Source organism: Mycobacterium shunyiense (assembly GCF_058270075.1).
Genome location: NZ_JBZDPU010000014.1, coordinates 500,509 through 516,416 on the forward strand (window position 1 = coordinate 500,509; position 15,908 = coordinate 516,416).

The 15,908-nt window shown below is 66.4% G+C and carries 18 protein-coding genes; 6 read left to right on the plus strand and 12 right to left on the minus strand.

Annotated elements, in window-relative coordinates; genetic code table 11:
- Positions 1–14 precede the first annotated feature (14 nt).
- The 5 genes from AC4ELH_RS13375 to AC4ELH_RS13395 form a co-directional block, all read right to left on the minus strand.
- A complete protein-coding gene (locus AC4ELH_RS13375; protein WP_064880340.1) occupies positions 15–599 on the minus strand; it encodes a GTP-binding protein in 585 nt (194 codons plus the stop codon).
- Positions 580–957, minus strand: a complete 378-nt coding sequence (locus tag AC4ELH_RS13380; RefSeq protein ID WP_110776968.1) for a DUF742 domain-containing protein — start codon at positions 955–957, stop codon at positions 580–582. Before AC4ELH_RS13380 ends, AC4ELH_RS13375 begins: the two co-directional genes overlap by 20 nt.
- The gene (locus AC4ELH_RS13385; RefSeq protein ID WP_236734677.1) at positions 954–1,409 is read right to left on the minus strand and encodes a roadblock/LC7 domain-containing protein; all 456 of its coding nucleotides are present in this window, start codon (positions 1,407–1,409) and stop codon (positions 954–956) included. Before AC4ELH_RS13385 ends, AC4ELH_RS13380 begins: the two co-directional genes overlap by 4 nt.
- Positions 1,406–4,006, minus strand: a complete 2,601-nt coding sequence (locus tag AC4ELH_RS13390) for a sensor histidine kinase (protein WP_448457017.1) — start codon at positions 4,004–4,006, stop codon at positions 1,406–1,408. Before AC4ELH_RS13390 ends, AC4ELH_RS13385 begins: the two co-directional genes overlap by 4 nt.
- Positions 4,007–4,414: 408 nt before the next feature.
- Positions 4,415–4,654, minus strand: a complete 240-nt coding sequence (locus AC4ELH_RS13395) for a hypothetical protein (RefSeq protein WP_498884852.1) — start codon at positions 4,652–4,654, stop codon at positions 4,415–4,417.
- Positions 4,655–4,885: 231 nt separating this feature from the next.
- Here AC4ELH_RS13395 and AC4ELH_RS13400 point away from each other — a divergent pair, with 231 nt between their 5' ends.
- Positions 4,886–5,152, plus strand: coding sequence for a hypothetical protein (locus AC4ELH_RS13400; protein ID WP_448444556.1), 267 nt, complete (start codon positions 4,886–4,888; stop codon positions 5,150–5,152).
- A 229-nt stretch (positions 5,153–5,381) separates the two neighbouring features.
- Complete coding sequence (locus AC4ELH_RS13405; RefSeq protein WP_448444558.1) at positions 5,382–6,191, plus strand: L,D-transpeptidase; 810 nt, start codon at positions 5,382–5,384, stop codon at positions 6,189–6,191.
- Positions 6,192–6,355: 164 nt separating this feature from the next.
- Here AC4ELH_RS13405 and AC4ELH_RS13410 read toward each other — a convergent pair whose 3' ends face one another.
- Both AC4ELH_RS13410 and AC4ELH_RS13415 read right to left on the minus strand, forming a co-directional pair.
- The gene (locus AC4ELH_RS13410; RefSeq protein ID WP_064880397.1) at positions 6,356–6,832 is read right to left on the minus strand and encodes a hypothetical protein; all 477 of its coding nucleotides are present in this window, start codon (positions 6,830–6,832) and stop codon (positions 6,356–6,358) included.
- Between the two features lie 230 nt (positions 6,833–7,062).
- Positions 7,063–7,929, minus strand: a complete 867-nt coding sequence (locus AC4ELH_RS13415; RefSeq protein WP_448444560.1) for a DUF732 domain-containing protein — start codon at positions 7,927–7,929, stop codon at positions 7,063–7,065.
- A 144-nt stretch (positions 7,930–8,073) separates the two neighbouring features.
- On the opposite strand from AC4ELH_RS13415, the gene AC4ELH_RS13420 reads away from it, so the two are divergent.
- Positions 8,074–8,913, plus strand: coding sequence for an SDR family oxidoreductase (locus AC4ELH_RS13420; RefSeq protein ID WP_498884855.1), 840 nt, complete (start codon positions 8,074–8,076; stop codon positions 8,911–8,913).
- On the opposite strand, the gene AC4ELH_RS13425 is transcribed toward AC4ELH_RS13420, so the two are convergent.
- Complete coding sequence (locus AC4ELH_RS13425) at positions 8,914–9,765, minus strand: class I SAM-dependent methyltransferase (protein WP_498884857.1); 852 nt, start codon at positions 9,763–9,765, stop codon at positions 8,914–8,916.
- 155 nt (positions 9,766–9,920) lie between these two features.
- Here AC4ELH_RS13425 and AC4ELH_RS13430 point away from each other — a divergent pair, with 155 nt between their 5' ends.
- Complete coding sequence (locus AC4ELH_RS13430) at positions 9,921–11,066, plus strand: glycoside hydrolase 5 family protein (RefSeq protein WP_418010879.1); 1,146 nt, start codon at positions 9,921–9,923, stop codon at positions 11,064–11,066.
- Between the two features lie 5 nt (positions 11,067–11,071).
- On the opposite strand, the gene AC4ELH_RS13435 is transcribed toward AC4ELH_RS13430, so the two are convergent.
- On the minus strand, positions 11,072–11,968 hold the full coding sequence (locus AC4ELH_RS13435) for an alpha/beta fold hydrolase (protein ID WP_448444566.1): 897 nt from the start codon (positions 11,966–11,968) through the stop codon (positions 11,072–11,074).
- Positions 11,969–12,218: 250 nt separating this feature from the next.
- Between AC4ELH_RS13435 and AC4ELH_RS13440 the strand changes: the two genes are divergently transcribed.
- Positions 12,219–13,112, plus strand: a complete 894-nt coding sequence (locus AC4ELH_RS13440) for a LysR family transcriptional regulator (RefSeq protein WP_498884859.1) — start codon at positions 12,219–12,221, stop codon at positions 13,110–13,112.
- Here the strand turns inward: AC4ELH_RS13440 and AC4ELH_RS13445 are convergent.
- Positions 13,109–13,462, minus strand: coding sequence for a VOC family protein (locus tag AC4ELH_RS13445; protein ID WP_055119019.1), 354 nt, complete (start codon positions 13,460–13,462; stop codon positions 13,109–13,111). The genes AC4ELH_RS13440 and AC4ELH_RS13445 overlap by 4 nt on opposite strands.
- Positions 13,463–13,524: 62 nt before the next feature.
- Positions 13,525–14,445 carry a TIGR03619 family F420-dependent LLM class oxidoreductase gene (locus AC4ELH_RS13450; protein WP_055119016.1) on the minus strand — a complete coding sequence of 307 codons (921 nt, stop codon included), beginning with the start codon at positions 14,443–14,445 and terminating at the stop codon, positions 13,525–13,527.
- Positions 14,446–14,539: 94 nt separating this feature from the next.
- Between AC4ELH_RS13450 and AC4ELH_RS13455 the strand changes: the two genes are divergently transcribed.
- Positions 14,540–15,319 (plus strand): SDR family NAD(P)-dependent oxidoreductase, encoded by a 780-nt coding sequence (locus tag AC4ELH_RS13455; protein ID WP_448444571.1) that lies wholly within the window; start codon positions 14,540–14,542, stop codon positions 15,317–15,319.
- On the opposite strand, the gene AC4ELH_RS13460 is transcribed toward AC4ELH_RS13455, so the two are convergent.
- A complete protein-coding gene (locus AC4ELH_RS13460; protein WP_055119009.1) occupies positions 15,284–15,907 on the minus strand; it encodes a TetR/AcrR family transcriptional regulator in 624 nt (207 codons plus the stop codon). The two genes, AC4ELH_RS13455 and AC4ELH_RS13460, sit on opposite strands and share 36 nt — an antisense overlap.
- Position 15,908: the final 1 nt, after the last annotated feature.

Consider the following 15,908-nt stretch of genomic DNA (forward strand, 5'->3'; position numbering starts at 1 on the left):
GGCGGGCTGTGGATCTAGGGCGCTGCGGTCGGAAGGCGTTCCAGCGCAAACGATGTGATGGCGATCAACGCGTTCTTCGCCGAGTCGCGTTGCCGGGCATCGACAGTGATGATCGGTACGTTCGGCGACACGGACATCGCCTCACGAAGCTCTTCGATGCTGTGGGTCGGGGAGTCGTCGAACTCGTTGACGGCGATCAGGAACGGCAGGCTGCGGGCCTCGAAGAAGTCGACGGCGGCGAAGCTGTCCTCGAGCCTGCGGGTGTCGACGAGCACCACGGCGCCGATCGCGCCGTGGACCAGGTCGTCCCACATGAACCAGAACCGCCGTTGCCCCGGGGTACCGAAGAGGTAGAGCACGAGGTCGTCGGCGATGGTGATCCGGCCGAAATCCATGGCAACCGTGGTGGTTTCCTTGCCGGGAATCGCTTCGAGGTCGTCGTGTCCCTGCGAGGCGTTCGTGACGAGGGCCTCGGTGCGCAACGGCACGATCTCCGACACGGCGCCGACGAACGTGGTCTTGCCGACGCCGAAGCCGCCGGCAATCACGATCTTCGTCGAAGACACCGTGGAGCCGGAGTCAGAGTGCGCGTAAGCCACTGAGGGTCCTTTCGATCAGTAGGCGCCGTTCTGCAACGGTCGAGCGGTCGGTCAGGGTGGCGTGAACTCGGAGGTGGCCGCTGTCCACCAGGTCGCTCACCAGCACCCGGGCCACTCCGATCGGCAGACCGGCGTGAGCCGAGATCTCGGCGATCGACGGCCTGCTGCTGCACAACCGGACGATGACGGCGGGGATATCGCCTGGTGCGCAGTCGAGTTCACCGGAGGGCAGCAGGGCCTCCACCGGAGCTTCGATCGGGATCTCGACCCGGGCGCGGGTCCGCCCGCCGGTCAGGGTGTACGGCCGGGCGCGGCTTGCGGTCTGTTTCTGCTCGGGTCTGTCCATGCTGAGCGTCATCGAGCACCATGGCCGGCGCGCGGGGTCGCCTCCACGGTCTTGCCGACCCGGTCGACGAGCAGGGCCATCTCGTAGCCGACCTGGCCGATGTCGCACGAGATCGACGCCAGGGTGGCGAGGTACGAGCCGTTGCCAACGCCCATCAGCAGCAGGAAGCCGTCGTCCATCTCGACGATCGACTGGCGCACGTTGCCGGCCTCGAACAGCCGGGCGGCACCGTTCGACAGGCTCGCCAAACCCGATGTCACGGCGGCCAATTGCTCGGCGCGGTCAGCCGGAAGGTGGGAGTTCGAGGCCATCAGCAGCCCGTCGGCCGACACCAGGATCGCATGTGACACGCCAGGTACATCACGGACGAAGTTGGACACGAACCAGTCGAGGGTGCCGGAGGTCCCCGACGGTGTTGCAGCAGACCCCGCGGACCGATCCTGTGGTTGCGTGCCGGTGTTCATCGATCTCCTTCGATTCGGCTGTGTGCTGCGTCGGTTTCGGCTCGGCCTCTGCGAACGCCGGCCAGTTGTCGGCTCAGGATGTCGCGGATCGCCGCGGGGTCGTTGCCCCCGTTGGCCTTGGCCTGGGGTTCTGATCTTGCCTCATCGGGCACCAGGCGCGCTCCACGTTCGCGGATCGGCAGTCCGGATGCCGTGTGCCGCTTGGTTTCCTGCTCGACAGCCTTTGCTGCAGCCGCCCAGCCCGCGTCGGCGGAGCTGGACCAGACCCGGTTGCGGGATTCGGGCGCGGTGGGATCCATCAGCCACTCCGAGGCCATCCGCTCGAAGATCGGTGCACTCTCCAAACTCTCCGGCTCAATGTGCGGTTGCTCGGACTCGGTGGCGGGTATGGGCGCAGCGTCGGCGGGCTCGGCAGCGGCCGGGGCCGATGTTCCAGAGGTGAAGTAGGACAGCGGGTTGCCGCGCTGCGGCCGGTCGGGTTCCGCAGGTGCGGCCGGAGACGCCGGCGCCGGCGCGGTCGATGCGGTCACCGGAGCGGGGGTGCCGTTGACGCCGCTGGCACCGGGCGAGCGTTTCGGCAGCCCGTTGACGGTGGCCCGGGCCGGGGCGTCGGACCCTCGCTCCGACGGCAGCGACGCCGCCTGCGAGCCGTTGGCCTCGGCGTGCGCGCCGGTGGCCGCACTCGTCAGCGCATTCCGTCCTTCGTCGGCGGGCTGCGGTCGCGACCCGGTAAACGAGCCGTTGCGCAGATCGTCGAGCGACTCACCCACCCCGATGGGCGAGACCAGCGTGCCGGGGATGTGCACACTTGCCGTCACACCGGGCCGATCGGTCAACGCCGAGGTGGTGCGCAGCCGCACTGTGACTTCGTGACGTCCCGCCAGCCGGCCGACCACGAAAAGCCCCATCCGCTTGGCGGTTTCGGAGGTCACCTCGCCACCGAGCGCGAGCCGGTCGTTCGCAGCGGTCAAGTCGTCCTTGGACATGCCGAGTCCGCGGTCGGCCACCTCGACCAGCAGGCCGGCGTCGATCGCGCGTCCCACCGTGACCAACACGGGCGCATCGGGCGGCGAGTAGCGCAGCGCGTTGTCGAGCAGTTCGGCGACCAGGTGGCCGATATCGCCGGCGGCAGAGCCGGCGATCGAGACGTCGGCCAGGTGTCCGACCTGAACCCGGCGGTACTCCTCGACCTCGGACATGGCGGCGCGCAGCATGTCGGGCAGCGCGACGGGCGCGGACACCCGATGGCGTTCCACGGTGTCGGCGAGGACGAGGAGGTTGTCCCCGTTGCGGCGCATGCGCGTCGCAAGGTGGTCCAGGCGGAAGAGGTGATCCAGCCGGACCGGGTCTTCCTCGTCGAGCTCGAGTGTCTCGATGAGGGCCAGCTGTTCTTCGACGAGTGAGCGGCTTCGGCGGGACAGGGTTTCGAACATGTCGCCGATCTGCAGGCGGACACCGTGCTCGCCGGCCAGCCGGACGGCTTGGGAGTGGATGTCGTCGATCGCGCGCGCGAGCTGTCCGACCTCTTCATTGGTGCGGAACGGCAGCGGTTCGATCTCCGGTATGCCGCCGCCCTTGCTGAGCCGTTCGATTTCTTCGGGTAGCTCGACCTGTGCGACCTGCAGCGCCCCCTGGCGCAGGCGGCCGATCGACCGGATGAGCGAGCGGCCGACGGCGAGCGCGAAGACGAGAGCGGCCAGCACCGCACCGAGGATGATCGCGGTGTCACGCAGGGCATCGGACCGCAGGGCGTTGGCCCGATGGTGCAACGTGCCGTCGAGGTCGGCGGACAGGTCCTGGGTCATGGCGCGGTAGCCCTCGACGCTGGCCCGCATCGCGTCGGTGAACGCGGGCGCGTGCACGTTGTCGTCGGACGGTCGGGTGTAGGTGGCGCGACGGACGTCGGATTCCTTGGACAGCGCCGTGGTCTCGTCGGTCGTCATCAGCCGGTTGAGCCGATCGATCGCGGCCGCTTCTGCGCCTGCCGCGTCTGCGACCTCGCTGCGCAGCTCATCGGAATCGGCGAAATCGGGCGCGGCGATCAGTATCCGTTGTGCCGTCAGTGCACGCTGCGCCGCGAGGGCGTCCACGAGCTGGTCCGCGAGCGGGCGCACGGTGCGGTCGTCCACGGTGGCGGTGGTCGCTGCGATCGCGGAGACGACGCCGGAGGCCACGTTCTGCGCCCGCTCGGCGATCACCTGCTGGGGCAGCGGCCCGGATTTGAGGTCGTCGCGCAACGTCTTGGCGGTGGAGGACGCGGTCGTCAGCTCGGTGGCGACGGTCGAGTCGAAGTCGGCGGACTTGATCAGGGTGTCGAGCGCCTTGGCACTCTCGTCGAATTGTGCGAGCGGTTCGTCGATCGGTGCACCCGAGGCGGCGGCATACGCCAGCCCGTCGATCCGGTCGACCAGTTCCACCGCAGGCACCACGATCACGGCATTGTCCGACGCGAGGTTGAGCCGCGATGCGGCCGACAGCTCGTTGTAGATACGTACTGCGCCGAAGGTCGCCGCGAGCATGATCGGCAGCACCAGCGTCGCTGCCACTTTCCACCGCAGCGGCCAGCTCTCGATCGATGCGCGAGACGCCCGAGTCACGGTCGGACGCGCATGTTCTCCGACGCTCGGATCATGTGCATCCACAGCCGTACCACCCTTCGCCGAGCTAATTGACGTTCTAGAAGGGCAGCTCGGCCACGGGACAGGTTAAATGATTGGTAACGATTGCGCATCGACGGGGCTAACCGCGGCGCGTTCGCTGGCGTGCTTCCTTAACTTGTGAATCGCCCTACATGCAAGTTTCTTGCGAATGTAAGAAACTGGCCCGATTCTTGTGGGCTCCCCCGACGGGTAGTCGGGTCGCGGCGGTGAATCCGGTAGCTGGAATCCACGACGGCGACGACGGAACACCCTGAGAAACTCAACAACGCGTCCCCGGGTGAGCGATGCGGCAGGTTGCGGCCGGCACTCGACGGCCCGCTGTATATACGGCAAACCAGGGGCCGGTTACCCGGCGGCCCGTCGCATGGCCGGGGTGAAGCTGTCGGGGAAGCCCGCACCGTCTCTCTGAGGGTCGTGGGTGACACCCCGGATCGGGACGGGGACCGCGACAGTCGATGGATTCTGCTGCGCGGGACGGTGATGCGTGATCATCCGTCTTCGGCGGGTTGTCACGGATCCGGCGTCGGGCAGGCCGGCGTTCTCGAAGGTTGGCGGGTAGCGGTCCCGCGACTGGCTGGGATGCACGGGGTCATTGCGTCACCGTGACGCACTTCGACTTGCCGGAGCAGTCACAGCAAACAATGTCAAATTCAGGAATGTGAATTACGTCTCTGTTCAAGCTCTTTGGATGTGTAAAAGACGTTTAAGAGGGATCCTTAAGGAGTCCACGGCCAACTCGATGCACCGTCTCAGCTTGGCCGAGCACGCTTGGCACTGAGTAGAAGTGTCGTGAAGCTCCGCTGGAGGTCATTGAACATGGCGACAAAAGCTGCCGGCTCGACGGTTATCGAGCTGGCGACGCACCCACTGTGGTGTTCGTCGCAGCGGTACGCCCGTGAACTCGCCGCGGCCAAGCGCAGGCATCCGTCGTCCTATCGGCTTGACGATGAGGACGACGCGCCCGACGTGGAATCTCAGCGTCCGTCGCAGTCCGGCCTGCGGACCAACGCCCTGGTGACCCCTCTGGCGTGCGCTCGGGTCCTCACCTTGCCCGCCGTCCGCGACGAGGCCATCGCGGACTGACGTCCGAAAGATCTCCGCGGTCTCAGCTGCGCGCAGCGCCCCGCCGTCCACCGCAATGGTGCAGTCGGCGAGGTAGGTCGCGGGCCCTTCGCCGCGGGCCCGACGCCGTAGCCGAAACGTGACGAACGCTTGACCGAATTGTCTACGTGTGACTACACATTCGGGCTGTCCGCGAGCCATACCATGACATCGTTCAAGATCATGGGGGCATCGCAGAGAGATCGGGTTGATGCGCGCGGTAGTTCAGGGTGTTCTCGTTCTGGTCGTGGTCGTCATGACCTATTTCTCTGGCGGTACGAACAGCGTCGACACGGCGGCGGTGAGCCTTCCGCTGACGTCGACCATCGAATCGATCGCGCCGGCCGCCGGCTCCGTCGTCGGGGTGGGGCATCCGGTGGTGGTCACGTTCAAGAATGCGGTCACCAACCGCCCTGTCGTCGAACGTGCCCTCGGGCTCAAGTCGACACCGGCTCGTGCGGGCACCTACGAGTGGCTCGACGCCAATGTCGTGTCGTGGAAGCCGGCCGAGTTCTGGCCGGCGCACAGCACCGTGATGCTGTCGGTCGGGGGCCTGCGGACCGAGTTCCAAACCGGCCCAGCCGTTATCGGTGTTGCAGACATCTCCGAGCACACCTTCACGGTGACCATCGACGGGATCGGTGAAGAGCCGCCGATCGATCTGCCCGCGCCGCACCACTTGCCGCACGCCGGCGAGGCGGGTGTGCTGCTGGCCTCCCTGGGACGTCCGGAATATCCGACCCCGGTCGGCACCTACACCGTTCTGGGGAAAGACCGCACGGTGAAGATGGACTCCAGCAGTGTCGGTATCCCCGTCGACGCGCCGGACGGGTACCTCCTTGACGTGGACTACGCGGTCCGCTTCACCCAGCGTGGTCTGTTCGTGCATTCGGCGCCGTGGGCCGTGCCGTCGATGGGGCTGGACAACACGAGCCACGGCTGTATCAGCCTGATCCCGGCGGCCGCCGAGTGGTACTTCAACACGGTCCACGTCGGCGATCCGGTGATCGTCCAGGAGTAGCGAATCCCGCTGCGAGGCAAGTCAACGCAGCGCGAGGCAGGGCAGAACCCAGCTGCAGACTCCCGAAGACACACGAAGACACACGAAGGCAGACACGCAGAAGAAGACACAGAAAAGGCGCCTGGCTCACGAGCCAGGCGCCTTTTCTGGCGCTGGGGGACGGGTTAGTCGGCGGGGCCGGGCAGCGTGGGGGTCCCGGCGACCGGGCCGCCTCCGGGCGACACGGTCGGCACACCCTTTCCGGTCCCTGCGGCGACCGTCACCGGAGCCGCGGCGATCGGTGCGGCGGCGGGGACGACGGGAGCGGCGGGTACCACCGGCACCGGCGGGGGTGCCAGCGGCACGGGCGGAACGATCGGTGGCGGCGGTGCCAGGGGGACCGGCGGAACCACCGGTGGCGGCGCCAGAGGTACCGGAGGCACGGCTGCAGGTGCGGCTGCGGGAACAACCCCCGCGGCTTCCACCGCCGGCGCGGCGCACGGTGCACCGGGCGCGGCGGCCCCGTCGACGCATTTATATCCGCCGGTCTTGAGTGGTAGCGCTGCCGCATGCGGGCTCAGCGCCATCGCGGCCGCCACTGCTGTCAGGCAAAACCCAGCGCCGATAGCAGTTTTGACGGTGATGTTGGCAAAGGTGGTCATCACGAGCGACTCCCTTTTTCGTGCGGATAAATTACATCGGTGAAAATTGTGTCGAGCGCAACCGTAGAGCTGCCCGAAATCGGTGTCCACACAAGTTCTCAGATGGTTGCGGGGTTGACATGTGAGTGAGCCGTACTCGTGACCGCATCGTTTCCAACCGCCCGCGTCCGGCGTGGTAAGGAAGGGTATCGGCAGCGCGAACTCCCCGTCAGACGTGGTTTTCGCAAACATCACTGGCCGAGCTGCATCAGAATCCCTTTGGCCGCAAGCTGTTCGAAGCTGTAGCTGAATTCGCCACGGCGTCCGACCGAAAGGACATAGCGGTCCTCACCTTCGGTCAGCGGTACGGTGAACGTGAAAGTGCAGTTGGCGGTACCGCTCTTGCCGGGCCCCAGGGTGGTGGTGGCCAGGACGTCGCCCTTGCCGTTCTTGACGGTGACGGGTGTGCCGGCATTGACGTCGGCATATCCGTTCGCCCCCTGGCATTTTGCGCCGTCCGAGACGATGCCCTCGGCCCCGGAATTATCGGTGAGTACGAAAGTGCCCGTGACATTGGCCTTTTCGAGTATGTGAAAACCCTGCGAGAAAAGCGGACAGAAGGTGTCGACCGCGATCTTGTCGGCGAGCAGGCCCTGCTGGGGTTCGCCGTCTTCCAGGTGACGGCAGACCTGCCGACCGTGGGCAATGGCGTTGGCGTCGGAGTTGAACTGACCGCTGAGTCCGGCGTCCTTCAGTGCGTTGAGGTATCCGGCTTCCGGCGAGGGTGGTGGTCTGCGCCCGGCCACCAGCAGCACCCAGACCACGGCAGCGGCCATCACGATGATCGCCGCCGCGGCCGTCGTTCCCAACCAGGTTGCCCTGATACCCGACGTCTTCAGTTCGAGGTAGTCCGGCAGCATCCGCCCGCCATCCGGATCGCTCGATGCGCTTCGGCCGTCACGCACCCGATTCGTCGGATGCCCGGTGACGAAGTAGCGGCCTTCGTGACGCGCGGTGGGGTCCGGACGCCACCCGGTCGGCGCGGACGAGTGGATCTGCCCGCACCGGCTGCAGGTGTCGGCGGCATCGAGCGGAGATCCGCAATACGGGCAGGTCATCACTACCCGTTATATGCCGGTCAGACCGTTCGCACAGCGGGCCTGCGCATATTCGGGTTGGAAACACTCGGCCCGGCGCACTGCTGAGCAGTCGCACCAACCCCGCCGTGACCGGGCCGCGTACCGGCCACTACCGTGCTAGCCATGACACGGGTGACGGTGATCACAGGCGGCGCAGGTGGAATGGGGTTCGCCACGGCCAAGGTCGTCGGCCGCGACCAGACAGTGGTGTTGTGCGATGTCCGGCAGGACCGCCTCGACGCCGCCGCCACCGCACTGGGGGACCTGGGGATCGCCGCCAGGATCGTCAATTCCGACGTCACGGACCGGGCCGCCGTCGACCGGTTGTTGGAGACCGCTGCCGGGCTCGGCACCGTCAGCGCCGTCATCCACGCGGCCGGGGTCAGCCCAAGCATGGGTGACGCCGAGTACGTGATGAAGACCAACGCGCTGGGCACGCTGCATGTGAACGAAGCCTTTTTCGCGTCCGCGCCCGAGGGCGCGGCGATCGTCAACGTGGCGTCGATGGCGGCACATCTGCTACCCGAGGAAGTCATTCCCGCGCAGCACTTCCCCCTGGCGCTGCAGGACCAGGACCAGTTCCTCACCGAAATGCTGGCGGCGTGCGGCATGGCTCCGGAAGACATGCGCTCCGGGTTCTCCTATGCCATCAGCAAGGCCTTCGTGAAGTGGTACAGCTCGTCACAGGCCGAGCGGTTCAACGGTCGTGGCATCCGGATCGTCTCCGTCTCCCCGGGTTCCATCGATACCGAGATGGGCCGGTTGGAGGAGCAGGCGGGCGCGGGCGCGATGGTGGCCGACGCGGCGGTACCGCGCTGGGGCAAGCCCGAGGAGATGGCTGATCTGCTGGCCTACTGCGCCAGTGAGCGGGCGGGCTATCTCACCGGCACGGACATCCTCAACGACGGTGGTGTCGTCGCCTCGATGCGGGAACGCGCCCGGTTGGCCGCTGCTGGCAGCTAGTCAGCCGAACTCCAGCAGCGTGTAGGCCCCGCGAATCTGGCGCGTGGGCTTGAACTGCCAGAACGCCGGAAACGCGGTGTGGAAGAACCATCCGCGTCCGCGCGGCATCGGCAGATCGTGCACGGCTTTGATACCGGGCACGGTGTGCGCCAGGTCGGCCAACTGGGCCGGCGTCAGGCTGAACGGCATTGGTGGCACCCGATAGTGCCTCGAGGACCGCATGCCTTTGGGCGCGAACCTCTTCACCAGCACGGGTGGCAGGTCGAAGATCATCTGACCGCCGGGAAAACGGCTGGCGCACTCGGTGATCAGGCCGAGCGCTTCGTCAGGTTGCAGGTACATCAGCAACCCCTCCGCCGTGATGAAAACCCCGTCGGTGGGATCCACCGCGTCCATCCAGCTGTAGTCCAGCGCCGACTGCGCCCGTACGGCGATGCGGTCGGACGCGGGCAGAAGACGCTCGCGCAATTCGATGATGGGCGGGAAATCCACGGTGAGCCAACGAAACCGCGCACCCGGTAGCGTCGCATCCAGTCGCCAGAAACTCGTCTGCAGACCTTCGGCCAGCGCCACCACCGTGGCCGCCGGGTGCTCGCTCAGATAACCGCGGGCGGCCTTGTCGAAGGCCAGCGAGCGCAGCGCCATCTCCTGACCCGTCCGGCGGCCGAATCTTGCGAAGTCGTAGGCGATGGAATCGGCCAATTGGACGGCCATGGCATCATCGATGATGGGGTGGGGATGGCGGGCCTGGGTGGCCCGGCCGTTCAGGGTCAGCAGTGCGGTTTCCGAAACGCCGGTCAGGGCGCTGGCCGCGGCCCTTTTGGGGACCTTCTCGCCGTCTGCGTGTTCCACCTGGACAACGCTACCGGCGGATGCGGAGTCGACAACTCACCGTGGAGTTGGGATCCCTTGTGGTGGGTACTCGTCGAGCGTCACGGTTTCGTACAGGAAGATTGCCATTGATTCGTAAAGCCATGCAGGCCAACAGGAAAGACGACGGCGCCAGTTTGGGCCGTCGTGCTGCGTTCAAGCTGTCGCTGCTGATCACCGCAGGTTTGTCGGTAGCCAGGGCGCCGCGGGCCGATGCGCAGATCGACGGCCACGGAGCCCGCTGGTCGCCGGAGCGGGCGCACCGCTGGTACGCCGAACAGGGGTGGCTGGTCGGCGCCAACTTCATCCCGTCGAACGCGGGCAACCAGCTGGAGATGTTCCAGCCGGACACCTACGACCCACAGCAGATCGACAACGAGTTGCGGATCGCCCGGCTGGCCGGGTTCAACACGGTGCGGGTCTTCCTGCACGACCAGCTGTGGGCGCAGGGGCATCTGGGCTTTCAGAACCGCCTGGCCCAGTTCGTTGCTCTCGCGTCCAGTCACGGCATCAAACCGCTGTTCGTACTGTTCGACTCCTGCTGGGATCCGTTTCCCCGGTTGGGGCATCAGCGTCGCCCCCGGCCCGGGATCCACAACTCGGTGTGGGTGCAGGGCCCGGGTGCACAGCACCTGGACGATCACCGCTACCGGCGACTGCTGCGCGAGTACGTCGTCGGTGTGATCAGCCAGTTCCGTCGCGACGAGCGGGTGCTGGGGTGGGACCTGTGGAACGAGCCGGACAATCCCGCGGCCAACTACCGCGAGGTGGAACGCCAGGACAAGGTCGCCCTGGTCGAGGAGTTGCTGCCACAGGTCTTCGGGTGGGCTCGCTCGGTCAATCCCGTCCAACCGTTGACCAGCGGCGTGTGGGACGGTCCGTGGGCTGATCCGTTGGCGCGCAGCCGGATGGCGACGCTGCAGCTCGACCTCTCCGACGTGGTGACCTTCCACAGCTATGACCATCCGGAAGGGTTCGAGGCCCGCATCGGTGAGCTGGCCCCGATGGGGCGTCCGATCCTGTGCACCGAGTACCTGGCCCGTGGGGAGGGCAGCACCATCGAGGGTGTACTGCCGATCGCCAAACGACACAACGTCGGTGCGTACAACTGGGGCCTGGTCGCGGGTAAGACGCAGACCTATCTGCCGTGGGACTCCTGGGACAGGCCGTACAAGGCTCCGCCGCCGGTGTGGTTCCATGACTTGTTCCATGCTGATGGCCGGCCCTACCGCGACGGTGAGATCCGTACGATCCGGAAGCTGACCGGACGGCCGTATCCCTGATGAGGTCAGTGTCCACCCATCCGGCTGACGTCGGCGATGGCGGCGACGAACTGTTCGGGCGCTTCCTGGGGAACGTTGTGTCCGATGCCGTCGAGGATTCGGTGTTCGTAGGGCCCGGTGTAGAGCGAGCGGTAGCCGGCACCGTCCTTGGCCGCACCGTCGAAGTCGGACCCGATCGTGATGGTCGGCACGGTGACCGGGGGCTTGCCGGCCAACCGGGCTTCGTCGGCGTCGTAGCGCGCTTCGCCGGGAGCCAGGCTGAGCCGCCACCGGTAGTTGTGCACCACGATCGCGACGTGATCGGGATTGTCGAACGCGGCGGCGGACAGATCGTAGGTGGCGTCGTCGAAGTGCCACAGTGGTGAGGCCTTGGTCCAGATCAGCCGGTTGAATTCCTTGGTGTTCTCGCGGTAGCCGAGTTCGCCGCGCGGGGTCGCGAAGTAGTACTGGTACCACCATCCCAACTCGGCCTCGGGTGCCAGCGGCTTGAGGTTGGCGGCCAGGTTGACCGTGATGTAACCGCTGACGGCGACCAGTCCCGCACAGCGCTGCGGCCACAGTGCGGCAACGTTGTTGGCGGTCCGCCCGCCCCAGTCGTATCCGCCGAGCACGGCCTTGGGGATGTTCAGCGCGTCCATCAGCGCGACGACGTCCTGCGCCAGGGCCGCCTGCTGGCCGTTGCGGACGGTGTCGGCCGAGCGGAACCGGGTCGAGCCGAAGCCGCGGAGGTGGGGCACGATCACGCGGAAGCCCTGCTCGGCGAGCAGCGCGGAGGCGTCGGCGTAGCTGTGGATGTCGTAGGGCCAGCCGTGCAGCAGGATTACCGGGAGGCCATCGGTCGGACCGGCCTCGGTGTAGCCCACGTTGAGATCACCGGCGTCGATCTGCTTGACCGGGTTCATGGGGTGTGACGGTTTCGATGGCGCGCCGGCTGAGGCAGCCGGGGCAGGAGTGGACGGCGTGCCACAGGCCGCCAAGGTGGCCGCGCCGGCAGCGGCTGCCGTGAGGAAGCCGAAATTCCTTCTGCTCAAACCGTTCACCGTTGCTGCTCCTTCTCGCGGGCTCGTCGGTATCCATCTCACCCCCGAGTGTCCATCAAGTCCAACGATTGAATCTGATGAGCCCTATCGACTAGATAGATAGGCTGACACGGTGGAGTTACGCCAGATCGAACACTTCATTGCGGTGGCCGGTGAGATGAGCTTCACCCGAGCCGCCGAACGCGCGCACGTCGTGCAGTCGGCGTTGTCGACGTCGATCGCGAAATTGGAGCGTGAACTCGGGGTGGCGTTGTTCGACCGGTCACGGCAGCGGATCAGCCTGACCGCCGCGGGGGAGGCCTTCTCGGCACATGCCCACGAGATTCTGCACGCAGCCAGGGCGGCGGCTGAATCCGCCGCCCAGTTTCGTGGATCACTGATGGGCACAGTCGAATTCGGTTCGCTGATCTCCTATGGGCCGGTCGATGTCGCCCGCGCCCTCGGCGATTTTCATTGGGACCACCCGCATGTCCGGCTGCGGTTGCGGCTGAGTCAGTCCGGCGCGTCGGCCTATCTTGCCGCACTGCTGGAGGGCTCGCTGGACCTGGCACTGGTGTCGCTGCCCAATCGGTTCCCGGCGCAGCTCGACATGAAGATGCTGTTCGAGGAGCCGATGGTGTTCGTCTGCCGTGACGACCACGAGCTGGCGCGCCGTCGTCGCCTCGATCTCGGTGATCTGGCCGGTGAGGATCTCGTCGGTTTCCCGCCCGAATTCGGATTGCGGCGCCTGATGGACGAGGCGTTCCACCGCGCAGGCGTGCAACCTCAGACGCAGTACGAGGTGCCCGCCGGATTCGCCGCGATCGCCGAACTCGTCGGCAACGGTCTTGGGACGTCCTTCATGCCCGTGTCCGAGGCGCGGCGCTTTGGTGATCTGCGAGCTGTGGCTTTGCGGGACCCGGCGGTGTGGCAGGTCTATCTCGCCGCACCGCCGGCCGAGCGCATGACACCCGCGGCAGCACTTCTGGCCGAAACCCTGCTCGCCGCCGCGGGTTCGCTGGGCTAGCGGTTGAGAGGGCTGTAGAAGACCAGGCCGTTGCCTTTGTTGTCGTAGACCACGGCCCGACGCTCGTGCGCATCGTCGTACGGGTGCTTGATGATTCCGCCGCCGCTGGCTTCGATGGCCTTGGCCGCGCCGTCGACGTCGGCGGTCTTGATCCCCACGACAACCTGGCCGGGGATCGGGTGGTCCACCGACGTGGCCAGCGCGAGGGTGAGCGATCCACCGTCGAGCGCGGCGAAGTGTGCGCCGTCGCGGAACTTCAGTGGCATTCCCAGCGTCTCGCTGTAGAAGCGGATCGACTCATCCAGGTCGTCCGTCGACAGGATGATCATCCGTACGTCGTGGTCGCTCATCAGTGCCCTCCTATGGCTGAACGCTTCCAGGTTATGGGTTGCACCGGTGCGTACCCAGGGTCCTAGGGCACCTTTGTTTTGATCTCCTCGATCACCCATTGGGCGTATTCGAGATATTCGTCGACACCGCTCACCGCCGGCAGCGGAACCGCGCTCACCGTGACTCCCTGTTCCCCCAGCCAGCACAACCGGTCGACCATCTCCTGCGCACTCATCCCGGACCGGGCATCGGGGTCCTCACGCACGGTATGCGCCTCCCCGACCCGTCTGGTCGCCATGCCGTGAACGACGTCGAAGTCGCGTCCGTCGTATTCGGGCTGCGACTTGATGAACTCGATCCGCTCGGCCAATTGTTCGGGAGGGGTGAGAAACGACCACCATCCGGTGGCGTACTTCGCTGCGCGCCGCAGCGCTCCGTCGGCGTCTCCGCCGATCCACACCGGAAGGTATGGTTTCTGAATCGGTTTGGGTTCGACGGCGATGTCCTCGAAGGCCACGTACCGTCCGTCGAATCGCGGGTTCTCACTGGTCCACAGCTCGATGATGGCCGCCAGGTATTCGTCGGCAATCCGCCCCCGTTCGTGAAATGGCACACCGAGCAATTCGAATTCGCGCTGCAGCCAACCGACTCCGAACGTGACCATCATTCGCCCACTGCTCATCCAGTCCGCGGTTGCCAGTGACTTGGCGAGGACGAGCGGATGCTGGAGCGGCAGCACCGTGATGCAGGAGTTGAGCCGTATCCGTGAGGTGGCACCTGCCAGGTAGGCCTGCGCGACTGTGGACTGCAGATAGTGCGGCCCCGACAACTCGACGTGCTCACGCGGGATGGCGAAATGCTCGGGTACGGCGATCATGTCGTATCCCAACTCGTCAGCCCGTTTGGCCATCCGGGTCTGGTCGGCACCGGTGACTTCAGCTTCCCACGGCTGCATCGTCGCCTTCAGCCGCAGCATGTGAGGCAGGTTGAAGATGAATTTCACGAGGGCTCCGTTCCGTCGTGCACGGACTCTACATATATAGAGACTTCGTGGAGTAGGTTGTCCCAAACCAAACCACAAGGAGAGCTCACCGACGATGACGCTGCAATTCGATCTGTCGGGCCGACGCGTGCTGATCACCGGTGCCGGACAGGGAGTCGGCCGGGGCCTGGCCGATGCCTTCGCGGCCGCCGGCGCCACCGTGCTGGTCAACGACCTCCGGGGCGACCGGGCCGAGGCGGTGGTCGCAGAACTGCGGGAAGCGGGCGGTGACGCGCTGGCGGTACCGTTCGACGTCACCGACTATCGAGCGGTCACCGACGCGATCGAAGAGGCCGGGCCGGTCGACGTACTGGTGAACAACGCGGGTAATGCCGGGGCCGAGGGATTCGCCGCCCGGATGCCGTTCGCGGAAACCTCACCCGCGGACTGGGACCCGTTCCTCCAGGTGAATCTGTACGGCGTGCTGAATTGCACTCGCGCTGTGCTGCCGGCGATGGTGGAGCGGCAGTGGGGCCGGGTCGTGACGATCGTCTCGGATGCGGGCCGGACGGGGGACGCCAGCGGAGCGGTCTATGCGGCCGCCAAGGCCGGTGCCGCGGGCTTGACGCGGTCGATCGCGCTGGAGAACGGCCGCTACGGCGTCACCGCCAACAACATCGCGCTGGGCACCATGCGAACCCCGCTCACCGAACCGCTGTGGGCCGAGATGGCCGATTCCCCACAGGCCAAGGCGATCCTGTCTCGCTACCCGATCCGCAGGCCCGGGCTACCCGAGGATGTGGCCTATCTGGCGGTGCTGCTGGCCGGCGACCACGGCTCCTGGATCACCGGCCAGACGCTACCGGTCAACGGCGGCTACTCCTTCGCGATGTGAGGCCGCCGGCACGGCGGCGACGATCGCGGCGATGATGTCGTGGAGTTCCTCGTCGGAGTTGATCGTGCGGTCGCCGCGGGCCAGTGCCAGCATCAGGCCGCTGATGAAAGTCAGGAGCACATAAGCTTTTTCGTCGATCAGACCCGGGTCGGTGTCGGCCGGGCAGAGTGCCACCACAACGTTGCGGTGCAGTTCGAAGAATCGCTGCTGGTTGTGGCTGAACGCCTCTGCCAGTCCGGCGTCGCGGCTCGAGGGCATGACCAGCTCGTAGCGGGCCTTGCTCCGGACCAGACGCGCGCCGGTGCTCGACCGGATGACCAGCCGCGCCAGACCGCGCACATCACCGTGCGCCCCGGAACCCGTGGCCGCGGTCAGATCGGCCAGGTCCAGATCGGCGATGCGGTTGGCCGCCGCCCGCATCAAGGCCGCGCTGGTGCGGAAGTAGAACGACGTGGTGCCGTCCGGTACCCCGGCTTTGCGGTCGACCTTCAGATGGGTGACGCCTTTGACACCCTCGCGAGCCAGCAGAGTGATTGCCGCGTCGCATAATTCGCGTCGGCGCTGATCGGGATTCTGTTTTCCTCCCACG